Origin of the sequence: Spirosoma liriopis (assembly GCF_023196085.1) — a bacterium.
GTDB lineage: Bacteria > Bacteroidota > Bacteroidia > Cytophagales > Spirosomataceae > Spirosoma > Spirosoma oryzicola.
On sequence record NZ_JALPRF010000002.1, the window covers coordinates 393,335 to 408,761 of the forward strand.

At 49.2% G+C, this 15,427-nt stretch carries 12 protein-coding genes; all 12 read right to left on the reverse strand.

All coding sequences use genetic code 11. From position 1 onward, the window contains the following. Nucleotides 1-100: 100 nt before the first annotated feature. A complete protein-coding gene (locus M0L20_RS10745; protein WP_232560903.1) occupies nucleotides 101-910 on the reverse strand; it encodes a sensor histidine kinase in 810 nt (269 codons plus the stop codon). A gap of 149 nt (nucleotides 911-1,059) precedes the next feature. After that, entirely contained in the window at nucleotides 1,060-1,734 is a 675-nt protein-coding gene (locus M0L20_RS10750; protein WP_248476928.1) for a hypothetical protein, read from the reverse strand. Between the two features lie 14 nt (nucleotides 1,735-1,748). Continuing rightward, entirely contained in the window at nucleotides 1,749-2,159 is a 411-nt protein-coding gene (locus M0L20_RS10755; protein WP_248476929.1) for a hypothetical protein, read from the reverse strand. Between the two features lie 371 nt (nucleotides 2,160-2,530). Further along, complete coding sequence (locus tag M0L20_RS10760) at nucleotides 2,531-4,525, reverse strand: heavy metal translocating P-type ATPase (protein WP_248476930.1); 1,995 nt, start codon at nucleotides 4,523-4,525, stop codon at nucleotides 2,531-2,533. Nucleotides 4,526-4,533: 8 nt separating this feature from the next. Further along, nucleotides 4,534-5,160, reverse strand: a complete 627-nt coding sequence (locus M0L20_RS10765; protein ID WP_232560968.1) for a hypothetical protein — start codon at nucleotides 5,158-5,160, stop codon at nucleotides 4,534-4,536. A 71-nt stretch (nucleotides 5,161-5,231) separates the two neighbouring features. Further along, a complete protein-coding gene (locus M0L20_RS10770) occupies nucleotides 5,232-6,497 on the reverse strand; it encodes an efflux RND transporter periplasmic adaptor subunit (protein WP_248476932.1) in 1,266 nt (421 codons plus the stop codon). A gap of 10 nt (nucleotides 6,498-6,507) precedes the next feature. Next, nucleotides 6,508-10,932, reverse strand: a complete 4,425-nt coding sequence (locus M0L20_RS10775; RefSeq protein ID WP_248476934.1) for a CusA/CzcA family heavy metal efflux RND transporter — start codon at nucleotides 10,930-10,932, stop codon at nucleotides 6,508-6,510. A gap of 98 nt (nucleotides 10,933-11,030) precedes the next feature. Then, nucleotides 11,031-11,378 carry a hypothetical protein gene (locus M0L20_RS10780; protein ID WP_232560971.1) on the reverse strand — a complete coding sequence of 116 codons (348 nt, stop codon included), beginning with the start codon at nucleotides 11,376-11,378 and terminating at the stop codon, nucleotides 11,031-11,033. Nucleotides 11,379-11,633: 255 nt separating this feature from the next. Next, the gene (locus M0L20_RS10785; protein WP_232560972.1) at nucleotides 11,634-11,930 is read right to left on the reverse strand and encodes a hypothetical protein; all 297 of its coding nucleotides are present in this window, start codon (nucleotides 11,928-11,930) and stop codon (nucleotides 11,634-11,636) included. Between the two features lie 380 nt (nucleotides 11,931-12,310). Then, on the reverse strand, nucleotides 12,311-13,171 hold the full coding sequence (gene rfbA, locus M0L20_RS10790) for a glucose-1-phosphate thymidylyltransferase RfbA (RefSeq protein ID WP_248476935.1): 861 nt from the start codon (nucleotides 13,169-13,171) through the stop codon (nucleotides 12,311-12,313). 57 nt (nucleotides 13,172-13,228) lie between these two features. After that, entirely contained in the window at nucleotides 13,229-14,290 is a 1,062-nt protein-coding gene (gene rfbB / locus M0L20_RS10795; protein ID WP_248476936.1) for a dTDP-glucose 4,6-dehydratase, read from the reverse strand. 62 nt (nucleotides 14,291-14,352) lie between these two features. Further along, nucleotides 14,353-15,384, reverse strand: a complete 1,032-nt coding sequence (gene galE, locus M0L20_RS10800; protein WP_232560975.1) for a UDP-glucose 4-epimerase GalE — start codon at nucleotides 15,382-15,384, stop codon at nucleotides 14,353-14,355. Between the last annotated feature and the right edge of the window lie 43 nt (nucleotides 15,385-15,427).

A 15,427-nucleotide genomic window follows, 5' to 3' on the forward strand; every position in this document is an offset into this window, starting at 1 on the left:
GTTCTATTAGTAATTTGTTGGTCGTATTTGTCAGCTGCCGGGAAAACAGCTTGACACAAAAAAGTAAGCAAACAAACGAACAACTAAACAGACAAGCAAATCAACCTAGTAATGGGGCGGGTTGGGCAACTTGCAAGCGTATTTGGACATGAATTTGCGAGCCGCGACCGGGAGCAACGTCGAAGGTGGCATGGCCGTCAACTACGCTCAGGCGGCTTTCAATATTTCGTAGACCCAGACCGCCTTGTTTGCTTTCCGTGACAGCGTCGAAGTCAAAGCCTATGCCGTCGTCTAGTACGGACAAACGCACGATGTCGGAAAGGCATTGCAACTGAATAACAATATGCTTGGCCCGCGCATGACGGATGGCATTGTTGACAAGCTCCTGCGCGATGCGGTACAGCATCAGGTCAATAGCTGATGATAACTGATTGATTGTTTCAGGATAGTCCAGCTGCACATCCAGTTCACTGTCACTGGCGCGGTCGGCCAGTTCTTCCAGCGCGGGCAGCAAACCAAACCGGTCGAGGGTTGTCGGAACCAGATCACGGCTGATACGACGGACATTGGTCATCATATCGTCAATGATGGAGCGGGTTTTTTCGATCTGTAAACTGGCCCGGATGTTATCTTCGTTAAGTTGGCGCTCCAGTTGATTCAGGCTCATTTTGGTCACGGAGAGCATGGTGCCAATACCGTCGTGCAAATCTTCGGCCAGCCGTCTTCGCTCTTCTTCCTGCCCCCGAAAGGTAGCCGTCATCAGTTCGCGTCGGTGCTGCTCCTGTAATTCTTTAAGGGCTAGTTGCTGCTTTGCCTGTTTTTGTTGGTAATAAGCCACGAAGATGATGATGAACACCGCCATCATCAGCAACACAACTGTACCAACGGCAATAACAAAACCAGAATCCATTGATGAAATCAATTATGACCAAAGCCAAATAAAGTAAAGTTGGCCAATTTGATCTGAACGTCAAAAAAATGAAATTACGATTGAGTGAGTGGTAGAAGACGTAATAGGCTGATTAGCATTAGCAGCGGTAAGGTATTAGCGGCAATTAGTTATAGCAGATTTCCCTTTTCGTACTTACTAAACCAAATCCCAATTGATGAAAACGTAACCAAGAAAAGAAAGAGGATATTGTTTATATTCCAGTACGTATCAAATAATTCATCGCTAACCAGCGATGGGTTGAAAATGATTTTGCTGAAAATTGAAATAAAGAAAGTACCCGTCGCGTAAATAATTATGCCTGAGCTTATCCAGAATAAATTGTGAATGAGAATATTCCGAATGCGCATGTCTGATAAGATTTTATTAAAATAAAGCAGCGCCAGAATGATAATGTATAGTCTGTACGTTATTGAGCCTATAGGATCAGCTTCGAGACGTTTGATATTGACCAGACAGATAAGAAAAGAAAGTACAGCTAGCCCCGTGATTATACGTTTGGTCAATACGCTGTCGAAAGCTGAAAAATAAACAGTAGTCAGGAGTAAAATGCCGCCTAAGGGATATAGATTTAAGATAAAAAGATTATTTTTTGATTCCAGACCGAGCCAAATCATCCATGTATCACCAAGGAGATACATGCCAAAAAATAACAGAATTAGTTTAGATGATTTGCTTAAAACTTTATAGTTAGCGAGCCCTATCAGAATAGGGAAAATACTGCTAATATCTGAGATAAAATCTAACGGATATTTGCCTGATAATAGCAGTAATCTTTCCAGCATACGTTCAACCGTTTTTAGTTATCTTCATCTCCACCACAGTGCCTTGGGCATGGCAGACCATCGCCAAGTGTAGCTGCGTTTTGGTTCATGTCTTTCAAGCCGGCACTGCCACTGTTGACGCCTATGTTCTTGCCTTTTGCATTAACGGCAGTCAACAAAACGCGTGGCTTAAGCTGTCCGACTCCAACTTCGGTAGGATTTCCATCGGTATCCTCCCAACGCTTGGCATGGTGTACCCGAAGCCCGACGCAATCTGGATGGTTGAGAAGTTCTTTTATCTGATTGATTCCAAAATACTCGGAACGAACATAATCATCTGTCGACAGACCAACGGCTAGCTTACGATCACGATAAGCTTCTTTCATTGATTTGGTTTCAGAAGAATTTAAAAAACGTCCGGCGTTTTCACTAAACGGAGTAGTCATGTGCGTTTATAAAGAATAGTGATGGGTGGAAAGCTATTAGTAAACCGTAGACTTTTCAATCGAAGGTACGCGTTTTGACGCGAATACTGCCTTTAGGTCTGCTTAATCAGGTAGTTCTACGTAGTGAATTAGGGGCTTCTCCTTAATTGTAAGCGCTGATAAAAAATCAGGGTTTTTGCTCTTACGCAGTCGGGTGTTGACCCGTTACCTTTGTATCGTAGCTGATGGGCAACCAGGCGACGTTATTTCTCATCTCATAGGTTAGGTTAAAGGAAACCCTGTCAACATTATGATTGACAGGGCTTTTTGTTGTACCATGTTTTCTGGCCGATCTGCTTCTTGCGAAAAAGGCTTGGTAAACTGACAGGGCGTTAGCGAAATTTGAGATTCTGTACCCGCACCGCATTGAGAATCGCCAGCATTGCCACGCCAACATCGGCGAAGACCGCTTCCCACATCGTGGCAATACCTCCTGCACCCAGCAGAAGCACAATCGCTTTGACGATGAGTGATAGACTGATGTTTTGCCAGACAATCCGACGAGTGGCTTGACCGATAGCAACGGCAGTTGCAATTTTAGCCGGTTCGTCATTCTGAATGATTACGTCAGCCGTCTCGATGGTGGCGTCTGAACCCAGACCGCCCATCGCTATTCCAACGTCGGCCAGCGCAACGACAGGGGCATCGTTGACGCCATCACCGACGAAGGCTAACTTCGCTTTTGTATCACCAGTATACGCAGCTTTAAGGTGCTCAACCTGAGCGACTTTATCTTCAGGAAGTAAATCGCCGTGCCATTCATCGACGCCAAGCTGTTGGGCAACTGCGTCAACCACCGCTGATTTATCACCCGATAACATCACGGTATGAATGCCATTTTCCTTAAGACGCAGAATCGCGTCGGCTGCGTCGGGTTTGAGTTCATCCGCAATCGTAAAATAACCAGCGAACTGCCCGTCGAGGGCCGTCATAACAATGGTGTAGGGTATGTTAAGCAATGATTCATCGAATACTACGCCGAACTTTCGCAGTAGCTTGGCGTTTCCGGCCAGCATAGTCCTACTGGCTACCTTGCCTTTTAAGCCGTGACCGGGAATTTCTTCGACATTTTCTACTGAAACGGATTCGTATCCTGTTCCGGCATAGGCAATAAGTGCCGTAGCTACCGGATGCGTTGATTTACTTTCCAATGCCGCTGTTAATTTGGCTAGTTCATTGGCATCAATGCCTATGGATGTGGCATCCTGAACCTTGAAGACTCCTTTTGTCAGAGTACCCGTTTTGTCCATGACGACCGTTTTAAGCTGGGTCATCAAATCGAGAAATACGGAGCCTTTGAACAAAATACCATGTTTGGACCCCGCACCGATACCACCAAAATACCCGAGCGGAATCGAGATGACCAATGCGCATGGACAACCAATCACGAGAAAGACCAACCCCCGGTAAAGCCAGTCGTGAAATTGGTAATCAGCCACGAAAAAATAAGGCACGAGCGTAATCAGCAACGCTAGCCCACAGATGGCTGGCGTGTAGATTCGGGCAAAGCGGGCTATAAATTCCTGAGTCTGTGCTTTACGACCTGTTGCCTGCTGAACGAGCTTAAGAATGCGGGATAACTTAGAATCCTGATAAGGCGTTGTTACGTCCATCTCGACCAGCGATTGCCGGTTAATCATTCCGGCCAGCACAACGTCGCCCTGGCGAATGGTACGGGGAACGCTTTCTCCGGTTAAGGCCGCCGTGTCGAAACTGCCGCTTTCTGATCGCATAGTGCCGTCGAGGCCGACTTTCTCACCGGGCTTTACCTGGACAACGTCGCCAACGGCTACTGTGGCTGCTTGAACCGGCATTGCTTGTCCATTCCGGATAACCGTTACCTGATCGGGTCTAACATCTAGCAGCGCTTTGATTGACCGACGGGCGCGCAACACAGCCGCATCCTGAAACAGTTCGCCGATGGTGTAAAACAGCATGACCGTAACCCCTTCGGGATATTCGCCGATGCCAAAAGCGCCTACCGTGGCAACACCCATCAGAAAAAATTCCGTGAACACATCCCGGTGGAGAATCCGGCTCCAGGCGCGGTGCAGGACTGGCCATCCGACAGGTAAATAAGCGATCAGGTACCAGAGAAAGCGAATCGGGTTCTGAAACCAGTCGGCAGCGTAATGGTCTAGAGCAATACCAGCTAGCAGCAAAACCAAGCTACTGATGGCCGGTGCGTAGGTGCGCCAGGTCTGCTCCGGACCTTTCTTCGCCGGTGCTGCATCAGCCGCTGGGGTTGTACCTGTTTCTATCAGGGCCACGTCCTCGTGGTCGTGATCGTCGTCATCGTCATGGGTATGATTGTGGTCGTGTGCCATAGCGTCCGTTAGAATTCGATGTAAAAATTAAGTATAGCCAGCCCGATCAGTGTCAAACTAGTTATCAGATTTTCATTGTGTTCAAACCAATGAGCGTTGACCCGGCGCAACCCATGCCGCCCCAGCGTAACCATGACCAGCATTCCCGATAACGTGATCACATTATAGATCAGGACGACCAGGGCAACGGCCTGCCAACCCTGAGCGCCCGCGCTCAAGAAGTAAGCTTCAATTTCCAGACAGGGTGAAAGAAACATAGCCAGTCCCAACGATAGGAGTAACGCACTGAACGAGCGTGTCTGCCGGACTGCTTTCGTGTCGATATGGTTGTGAAGGTGCCGGTGCTGGATGTGCTGCATCAAATACCAAAGCCCCAGCGCAAGGAGCAGTAAAGGAATGGCTCGCTCCGAAAGATCGTGGTAGTTCTCGGCCAGTTGCCATCCCGCCAAACTCACCAGTATACCTAACAAACTGGTACTGATTGTGTGCGCCAGTCCAACAACTACGGTAACAAAAATCAACTGCCGGTACGACCAGCGTTCGGTCTGGCCAATGGTCACGAGGGGTAACCAATGGCTGGGGATCAGAGCGTGAAGTAGGCTCAGCGTTAGACTACCCGTGATAAGTGCGTTCATTGAATTGAGTATAAACGGTTTGGCGACATATCTCCAACATAAGCAACCAGCATAAACCAAGGTTCCTTTCGTCAATGAGCATGACCTTCCTCGTGTCCACCTGCGGCCTGAAGCTGTGATAGTACCGCATAAGCGCCGTTGGTCACCACTTTAGTCGTAGCCAGATCGATTGTAGATGGTAGTGTAATTTGTGAATAACCACCTTCGGTTACTCCCCGACGAACCTGAATCTGTTTAAAGCCTGTACCATGCTGTTCGGCTTCGTCTGGCTGGTGATTCGCTTCGCTTTTTTCTTCATGTTCATGGTGTTCGGGGGCTTGCTCGTTGGTGACTACAAAAATGTAATCCTTTCCCTCGGCGGATACAATAGCACCTTCCGGTAACGCCGTCACTCGACTGTTGCCCAGATCAAGGCTTGCTTTTAGGAAGGTGTTAGGTGTCAAGTGAGCGGCTGGTTGGTCAAGCTGGGCGACCACGCGAACGGAACGGTCGGCATCAATGGATTGATTGATGTGTTTGATGCGTCCGTAGCGTTCACGCCCGTTTTCGTTTGTCAGTCGGATAACTACCCGCTGACCCTCCCGAAGCTGTGGCAGGTCCTTTTCAAAGACAGTAAGTTCAGCGTACAGCCCATGACTGCTGGTCAGTTGAGCAATTACGTCGCTGGGTTGTACGTATTGTCCGGCTGTGGTCGATAGACTCGTTACAACACCAGCCACGGGTGCGGTCAGGACATACATACTGCTAAACTTACCGTCTAGGGCTGCCTGCGTCGATAAGCCAACTAGCCGCATCCGGTGAGCCATTCCCGCTAAACGGGCGCGTGTTGCCTTTAGGTCGGCGCTGGTCTGCTGAAATACTTTCAAGGCGCTTACATTTTGCTCGCTGAGCTCTTTCTGACGAGCAAATTCGGTTTCTAAAAACGTTAGTCGGCTATACGTTTCGGCGTAATCCTGCTGTAGCTGAATCAAATCGGGGTTTTCGATGCGGGCCAGTACCTGACCTTTCGTGACAGGCTGACCGGGCAACAACGGTATTGTTCGGATGAATCCACCCAGTAACGCCGATACATTGACCTGACTTTGAGCCGGAACGGCTAATCGACCATTGACGGTCAACTGCTGACTTAAATTGCGGTAGTCGATTTTTCCTAAACGGATGCCACCAATGCGGATCTGATCATCCGTCAGTTCGACAATGTCGGCCGGTTCTTCGTTGTGCGTATGCGTTGTTTCTGCTTTCGTTTCACGCTCGTTGGTTGCCTGTTGCTTGCAGCCCGCAAGACTGAACAGGGCAACTAGCAGGGCAATCAGATAGCGATTTAGTAAGGTCAACATAGGGATGGGATTAAGGCAGACCAAGTAATTGCTCCAGAGCGATGACCGCCTGATTGTATTGATTGATGGTGTCTACGTAGCCAGTGCGGGTTTGGTAAGCCTGGGTAAGCGCCTGAGAGAGTTGCAGATACGCGATTTCGCCCGCCCGAAACGCCCGATTTGCCTGATCGGTCAACAAGCGAGCCGTAGGTAGCCCGGTTTGATCGTAGTAGTTGAGGCTACTTTGCAGTTTGCGAATCGATTGAACCAGAATGCTTAACTCGCCTTGCAGATTCCGTTGCGTCAAACTCAGACTGGCTTCGCTTAATTGCTGTCCTAGTCGGGCCGCTTCGACGCGCGCGCGTTGCGGACGAGTAAACAAAGGCACGGCGACTCCCGCTATGAAGCCTTGAAACCGTTTTCCGCCACCATAACTAACTTCCTGATTGTTGACCGTATACGTTCCAATGAGCGATTGGTTGAAATAACCCAGCGAAAAAGAAGGGAGCAGACGCGCTTGTTCGACCGCCGTTTGCTGAGCGGCTACTTCGGTTTGTTGGCGCAGTAAAGCCAGTTCAGGCGTTTGGGCCAGCGTGATCGAATCCGTTACAGTCGGTAAGTTGCGACGGGTCAGGCTGTTCTCCGAGAGTTGAATCGGTCGATTGGTGTTTAGCAACGTTTGCAAACGGCTCTGGGCAATCTGCTGATCGGCTTCATTTTGGGCCAGTAGATTTTGCAGTTCACCCAATTGATTGCTAGCCGTCGCCACTTCAACGGTTGTACCCTCACCTGTTTTCAGCCGAAGTTCGGTAGCCGCCCGAAATGAAATCAACAGGCTATCCTGAGACCGTAAAAGCTTATTTCGTTCCACCAGATAAAGCAGATCGTAATAAGCGGCTTTTACCTGCGCCCTCAAACCATTCTGCGTTAACTTGGCCTGTACTTCACTGCTGGCGATAGCCGCATCAGCCAGACGTCCCAATTGCTTAATGAGTTTAGGGTTAGGCAAGCTTTGCTGAAGCGTGACGTTATTATCGAAGTTGACGCCGTTGTATTGCCCCCCCATCCAGGATAAATTCGTCGCTCCAATGTCACGGGCCGACCGACGACCAGTCTGCTGAATGGCCGTATTGAGCGTACTGACGCGAGTACTTCCGTTGTTTGTAACAGCCTGTTGTAAAGCCGCATCAAGCGAGAGTGACGTTGTCGTCAGTTGTGGAACTTGAGCCTGCACCGAGTGGTCAATACCGCCTAGTAGCCCCAGCACAAGTAAACTGGTCAGCGCTTTACCAATCGCCGTTGGTGCACCGCTGGATGGGTGCCTGACGCCAAAGTTGTTTCTTTGCTGAATGGTTTGTTCCCACCAGTAAAGGCATGGCAGCACCAGGAGCGTTAATAGCGTGGCCGATAGCAATCCGCCGATGACTACCGTAGCCAGAGGTCGTTGGACCTCCGCGCCTGCCGTTTTGGCCAAAGCCATTGGCAGAAAGCCCAACGAAGCCACAAGTGCGGTCATCATAACCGGACGCAGTCGGCTAGCAGTTCCCTGGAGAATCCGCTCGCGTAAACTGAGTTCAGTTTCGGTCTTAAGGTGGTTGAATTCACCAATCAGAACGATACCGTTTAAAACTGCCACGCCAAAAAGGGCAATAAAGCCGACGCCCGCCGAAATACTAAACGGCATATCTCGAATCCAAAGGGCGAAGATGCCCCCAATGGCTGACAAGGGAATGGCCGAAAAAACTAGCAGACTCTGCCGAATCGATCTAAACGTAAAAAAGAGCAGGGTAAAAATTAAACCCAAAGCGGCCGGTACAGCGATGCTAAGCCGATCTTTTGCTTCTTCCAGGTTTTGAAATTGACCGCCATACGTCAGATAATAGCCCGGAGAAAGTTTGAGTTGCTGGTCTAGCGTCTGTTGTAACTCGCGGACAACGCTTTCTACGTCGCGTTCGCGCACATTGAAGGCCACCGTGATTCGCCGTTGCGCATTTTCGCGCTGTACCTGATTGGTGCTGTTTTGAAACGATACATCAGCAAGTTGACTCAGCGGAATCGCTTGACCGTCTACGGATGTCACCAGCAGATTCTGCACATCTTCGAGTCGTTGGCGGCTTTGCTGTTGCAGCCGAACCACCAGATCGTACCGTCGCTCGCCTTCGTAAACCAAACCTGCCGAAGCACCGGCAAAAGCAGCTTGCAGGTACCGGTTGGCTTCTTCAACCGACAACCCGAAGCGAGCCAGTGCGTCGCGGTCAAAACGAACCACGATCTGCGGTAAACCGGAAACCTGTTCGACGTACAGATCTTTCACGCCTTGTACCGTAGTCGCTATCCGACCGATGCGGGCGGCATATTCGGCCAGTAATTTCAGGTCTTCGCCATAAAGTTTGATCGCCACATCCTGCTTAACGCCCGAAATCAGTTCGCTAAACCGCATCTGGATGGGTTGCAGAAAACCAAAACTTACGCCCGGAATCTGGTTGAGCTTATCCTGCATTTTATCCGCTAGCTCCTCCCGACTGTCCGCCGAAGTCCATTCGCTACGGTCCTTGAGGATAACCATCAAATCGGTGGCTTCTATCGGCATCGGATCAGTCGGAATTTCGCTGGTACCGGTCTTGCCAACCACTTCAATTACTTCCGGAAAGGTCTCTTTCAAGATACGGCCTGCCTGTAAGGATGCTTCACTGGACTGAGCGAGCGAAGAGCCAGTCATGACGCGCGTTTCGACGGCAAAATCACCTTCGTCTAGTTGTGGAATGAACTCACCCCCCAATCGACTAAAAACCAATAGGCTACCGGCGAAGAGTATCAGTGAGAAACCAACGACCATACCTTTATGATTGAGCGTCCACGTTATCGCTGGTGTATAGAGCCGGTGGAAAAAAGCCATGATCCGGTCAGAGATGGTTCGTGATCCTTCGCGGACAGGTTTCTTACTCAGGAGCAGAGCCGAAACCATAGGAACGTACGTTAGCGAGAGGATAAAAGCGCCAACAATGGCAAAAACGACGGTCTGGGCCATCGGGCGAAACATTTTGCCTTCGATACCGACCAACGCGAGAATAGGCAGGTACACAATCAGGATAATAATCTCGCCAAAGGCAGCCGATGAGCGTATCCGGCTGGCGGATTCAAAAACTTCTTCGTCCATCTCTGCCTGCGACAGGTTACGCCGGAAACGTTTCAGCATCAGATGGTGCAAGGTCGCTTCTACGATAATCACCGCACCGTCGACAATCAGCCCAAAGTCAATAGCGCCTAAACTCATCAGATTGCCCGATACACCGAAGAAGTTCATGAGCGAGACCGCAAACAGCATTGACAAGGGAATCACCGAGGCTACAACCAGTCCGGCACGCCAGTTGCCCAGGAGTAAAATCAACACAAACAAGACAATCAACGCTCCTTCGATCAGGTTACGCTCGACCGTTCCGATAGCCCGATCAACCAGCTTTGTCCGGTCCAGAAACGCGTGAATTTCTACACCTTCGGGCAGCGATTTTTTGATTTGCTCGATGCGCTCTTTGACGTTACCGATTACCTCGGACGAGTTGGCCCCTTTGAGCATCATGACAATAGCGCCCACCACTTCGCCCTCGCCGTTGCGAGTCATGGCTCCGTAGCGCACCGCATGACCAAACTGAACCTGAGCCACGTCGCGCACCAATACAGGAATACCCGCCGGAGTTCGGTGTACCTCGATTTTGCCAATGTCGGCCAGCGAACCGATAAGACCTTCTGAACGGATAAAGTACGCATTTGGTCGGCGGTCGATGTAGGCTCCGCCCGCGTTCTGGTTATTGCGTTGCAAAGCCGTAAACAACTCATCCATCGTAACCCCCGAGGCTCTAAGCCGCTGTGGATCAATTGCTACTTCGTACTGTTTAAGGTAACCGCCAAAACTACTGACATCTGCTACGCCTTTCGTGCCCAGCAACTGCCGCCTGACAATCCAGTCCTGTATGGAGCGCAGTTCCATGGCCGGGTAGCGTTTTTCGTAACCAGGTTTGGCCCGTAGGACGTATTGGTAAATTTCGCCGAGGCCGGTAGTCACTGGCGATAATTCGGGAACACCCGCATCCGCCGGGATTTGCGAACGAGCCGCCTGCAATCGCTCAAAAACCTGTTGGCGAGCCAGATAAACATCGACTTTATCTGAGAAGACAATCGTGATCACCGACAGGCCAAAGCGGGAAATTGAACGGACTTCCTCCAGGTCGGGTAGGGTTGCCATCGTCTGCTCAATTGGAAAGCTGATGAGTCGCTCAACATCCAGCGCCGACAAGGTTGGACTTTGCGTAATGACCTGCACCTGGTTATTCGTGATGTCGGGCAGCGCATCAATAGGAAGTCTGGACAGCGAGTAACTTCCCCAGATGACGAGTGCGAGCGTAAAGAGCCCGATAATCAGTTTGTTCTGTATAGAAAAACGAATGATGCGATCCAGCATAATTGAATCTGAACAAGTGGATACAAAAAGATGCTGCGTACGAATCAACTGCATACGCTGATGAAGCATACGGGGTCAATCGTAAACGCAAGAGGTGTTCAGATTACTAATTTGGGAGGCTGCCAGATCGCCGAAAGTGGATCAGCCCATTGGAGAAGCGTATACTGAAAATCCGTCGTTGCAACTAAGGCAACTTCGACGAGATAAGCCGGGGAGTAATGAAACTGTGGAGCGACTGTAATTGTGGCCGCACAACAGGCACAGCTACAGAATGGTGTACAATGGTCTTGGTGGTCATGAGAGGCTTCTGACGAAGCGGTCTTCGCCGAAATAAACGCGCCCTGGTTGCCTTGCCCAATTATGGATAAGGCTTCATCTGCGCACGGCCACAGGGAAAGGCCAGTCAGATAAAGAGCCAGTATGGTTGTCAACCACTTCACGGCCATAAAAGTACGGTGAAACTTCGTGCAACAGGTAGTCAAAAAGCCGCCTACTGTACAAAATTCAGCTTAACGCATGGCTTTTAACGGAAATGATCACCAACTGACTGTACCAAATTTGGGGTAATTGCCATGTCTTGCTGAATTTGGTAAAACAGCAGGACATGGCTGGCTCAAAAAAACACGGTGGTATGTGAAGACCGCAGGAATGCCAGACTAACACCCCAACTAAACTTAGTTCATGCGGTTGTGGTACCGCAACTAATCAAAATCTTTGTCTTCCAGAATGCGCACAACGTCAATCAGCGACTCTGCATCTAAATCGCTCCAGCTAAAGAATTCGACAAGTTCTTCGTTTACAATGTAAGCCAGGCCATGTTCGGTCAGTGCGTTGAACGGCTGACCCACGTATTCCCATTCTTCCGCGAGATAGATCTGGGGAATGACCTTGCCTTTGTGATCTTTGACATTTGTACGGTATAACTGGGTAATTATTTTCGTAACCTTGGTTTGAAAGAAGTCAAGCTCCGTTGTGAGCGTGTCAACATAGTGCATCATGCTTTCTTAGGTATTTTTTAAGTACGGTTAACTGTGGAAACAAGGTGTAATCCTGAGTTGATTTCCCTAGCTTACGCTATGTGACGGTAGTTAAGTGAAATAGTCTCAATGTGTCTTATTTATGTATATAGGTATATTTAAGCGTATTTGTCTTTTACAATCAAGGGTACAGCGTTTATTTATTATAGCTAATGTACTGATAAAGAAGTATTTAATAAATTCCTTATTTTCTGCCGTTTATTGTCATAGCTTAATTTGTTAGCTGCTTGCTACACTCTTTATTTACTAAGCGGTTAGTTGTTGCTCAAAAAGCATAAAAAAAACGCCAAGGAATTCCTTGACGTTTCTAACCAATACAAACGCTACAACTAAGGTTACGTTTATTTGAGAATGTTCAATAAATACTGACCATAACCACTTTTTACCAGCGGTTTGGCAATGGCTGTCAATTGTTCTGCATTGATGAATTTCATGCGATACGCAATCTCTTCAATGCAGCCGATTTTTAGTCCCTGGCGTTCTTCAATCACCTGCACGAACTGACCCGCCTGCATCAACGACGCAAACGTACCTGTGTCGAGCCAGGCCGTTCCCCGGTCCAGTACACCCACCTTCAGCTTACCGCGTTCGAGGTAGACCCGGTTGATATCGGTGATTTCTAGCTCGCCCCTGGGAGATGGTTTAATGTTCTTTGCAATCTCTACGACCTCATTGTCATAGAAATAAAGCCCTGGAACAGCGAAGTGAGACTTGGGCTGCTCAGGTTTTTCCTCGATAGAAAGTACGTTGAACGAATCATCAAACTCCACGACGCCATAACGCTCAGGGTCATGTACCTGGTAAGCGTACACGACTCCACCCTCTGGATCATTGTTAGCCTGAAGCAGTTTCGACAACCCTGAACCGTAAAAAATATTGTCACCAAGAACGAGTGCTACCTTATCATCACCGATAAACTCTTCGCCAATAATAAACGCCTGTGCCAGTCCATCCGGGCTAGGCTGAACGGCGTAGCTGAAGCGGCACCCGATCCGTTCCCCATCGCCGAGAAGTTTCTCAAAGTGAGGCAGATCGTGTGGTGTCGAGATGATTAAAATGTCACGAATACCCGCCAGCATCAAAATAGACAGGGGGTAATAAATCATCGGCTTGTCATAAACGGGCATAAGCTGTTTACTGACTGCCAGTGTAAGCGGATGAAGACGGGTGCCGGAGCCCCCGGCCAGTATAATTCCTTTCATAGTAGAGCGCAGAGCCGGAGCCGAGAATTTATTTACTCCCGGCTCCATGCTTTGCTTTTAACGATTTGCGTACATTCCCTGATAATAAGTCTGATAAGTGCCCGACGTAACGTTGTCCAGCCACTGCTGATTAGTCAGGAACCAATCTACCGTTTTTTCGAGACCTTCTTCGAATTGCAACGAGGGTTGCCAGCCAAGTTCATTCATGATCTTGTGAGCGTCAATAGCGTAACGGAGATCATGTCCGGCCCGGTCGGTTACGTACGTGATCAGCTGCGCCGATGTGCCTTCTGGCCGTCCAAGCTTGCGATCCATAATGGAGCACAGCAAATGAACCAGATCAATATTTTTCCACTCGTTAAAGCCGCCAATGTTATACGTTTCGCCTAGTTCGCCTTTGTGGAAAACGGTATCAATCGCCCGTGCGTGGTCCACTACATACAGCCAGTCACGGATGTTTTCTCCTTTTCCATAGACCGGTAAAGGCTTGTTAGTCTGAATATTATGAATCATCAACGGAATGAGTTTTTCCGGAAAATGATTCGGGCCGTAGTTGTTCGAACAGTTTGTCAACACGACCGGCAGCTTGTAAGTATTACCATAAGCCCGTACAAAATGGTCGGATGCTGCTTTGGAAGCGGAATAAGGCGATTGAGGATCGTAAGCGGTTTCTTCGGTGAAGAAATCTTCGGGATTGTGAAGCGATCCGTATACTTCGTCGGTCGAGACATGGTAGAATCGTTTTCCTTCGAAGCCCGATTCGCTTGCCTGCCAGCTATTTTTTGCTGCGTTCAGCAGGTTGACAGTACCCACGACGTTCGTCATGACAAACGCCATCGGGTCGGTGATCGAACGGTCAACGTGCGATTCGGCCGCGAGGTGAATAACGCCATCGAACAGCAGTTCGGTGAACATATCATCTATGAACTTCGCGTCTGTAATATCGCCCTTGATGAACGTGTAGTTCGGCGCATTTTCGATATCCGACAGGTTTGCCAGATTACCGGCATAGGTCAGCTTATCGAGGTTATAAATTTGATACTCCGGGTACTTTGTGACGAATAATCGAACAACATGCGATCCAATAAATCCGGCTCCGCCCGTGATAAGAATTTTCATTGTTAATAAGTTTTCAGTATACGGTATGTAGTTAACTTTATAGATAGCTAATATCGCCTAAGTTAACTGATTTTCTGCTGCCACCGCCAAGCATCCCGCAAAGATTCTGCCAGTGAACGACGTGCCTGCCAGTCGAGTGCCTGATTGGCTTTGGTGACATCGGCATAGACCTGCTCTACATCGCCCGCACGACGGGGTCCGATGGTGTAATTAAGCTTAACGCCGGTTTCCTGTTCGAACGTCTTGATGATATTCAGGACCGTTTCTCCCCGGCCTGTGCCGATGTTGATGACATCGTAGCTCGCTTCGTCGCTGGACTCACTTAGTTTCCGCAGGGCTTGTACGTGCGCTTCGGCCAGATCAACGACATGAATATAATCGCGGACGCAGGTACCGTCGGATGTGTTGTAGTCATCGCCGTAAACGGTGAGGCTCTGGCGGATACCGGCGGCTGTTTGCGTGATGAACGGAATCAGATTGGCCGGAACACCGAGCGGCAATTCACCGATTTCGGCTGACGGATGTGCTCCAACCGGATTAAAATAGCGCAGCGCTAATGCTTTAATGGGTACTTGAGCGTTTACCGTATCACGGATGATGTCTTCGCTGATGGCTTTTGTATTACCATACGGCGACTGGGCCGGTAGGCGTGGTGTTTGCTCCGTAACAGGTAGTTGCTCCGGTTGGCCGTACACGGTACAGGACGATGAAAATACCAGGTTAGACACCTTATACTTTGGCATCAGTTCTAACAGCAGCAGCAGCGAATCCAGATTGTTCCGGTAATACTTCAGCGGCTTTTGAACCGATTCACCCACCGCTTTGTAGGCGGCAAAATGAATGACACCGCTAAAGCCTTCTTTCTGAAAGATAGCTGCCATTTCGGCGGCATCGTTACAGTTGGCCGAATAGCACGTTACATCGCGGCCCAGTATGGTCCGCAGACCGTCGAGCACGGACCGTTCGGAGTTGGAAAAGTCGTCGACAATGACCGGCTCAAAACCGGCTTCAACCAGGGAAACAACTGTGTGCGAACCAATAAAGCCAGCACCGCCGGTTACCAGAATCTTTGGGGAATTACCTGTAGGAGTCAAACCGTTTTTTATAAAAATTTTGTTGTTATTTTAGGATACTGGC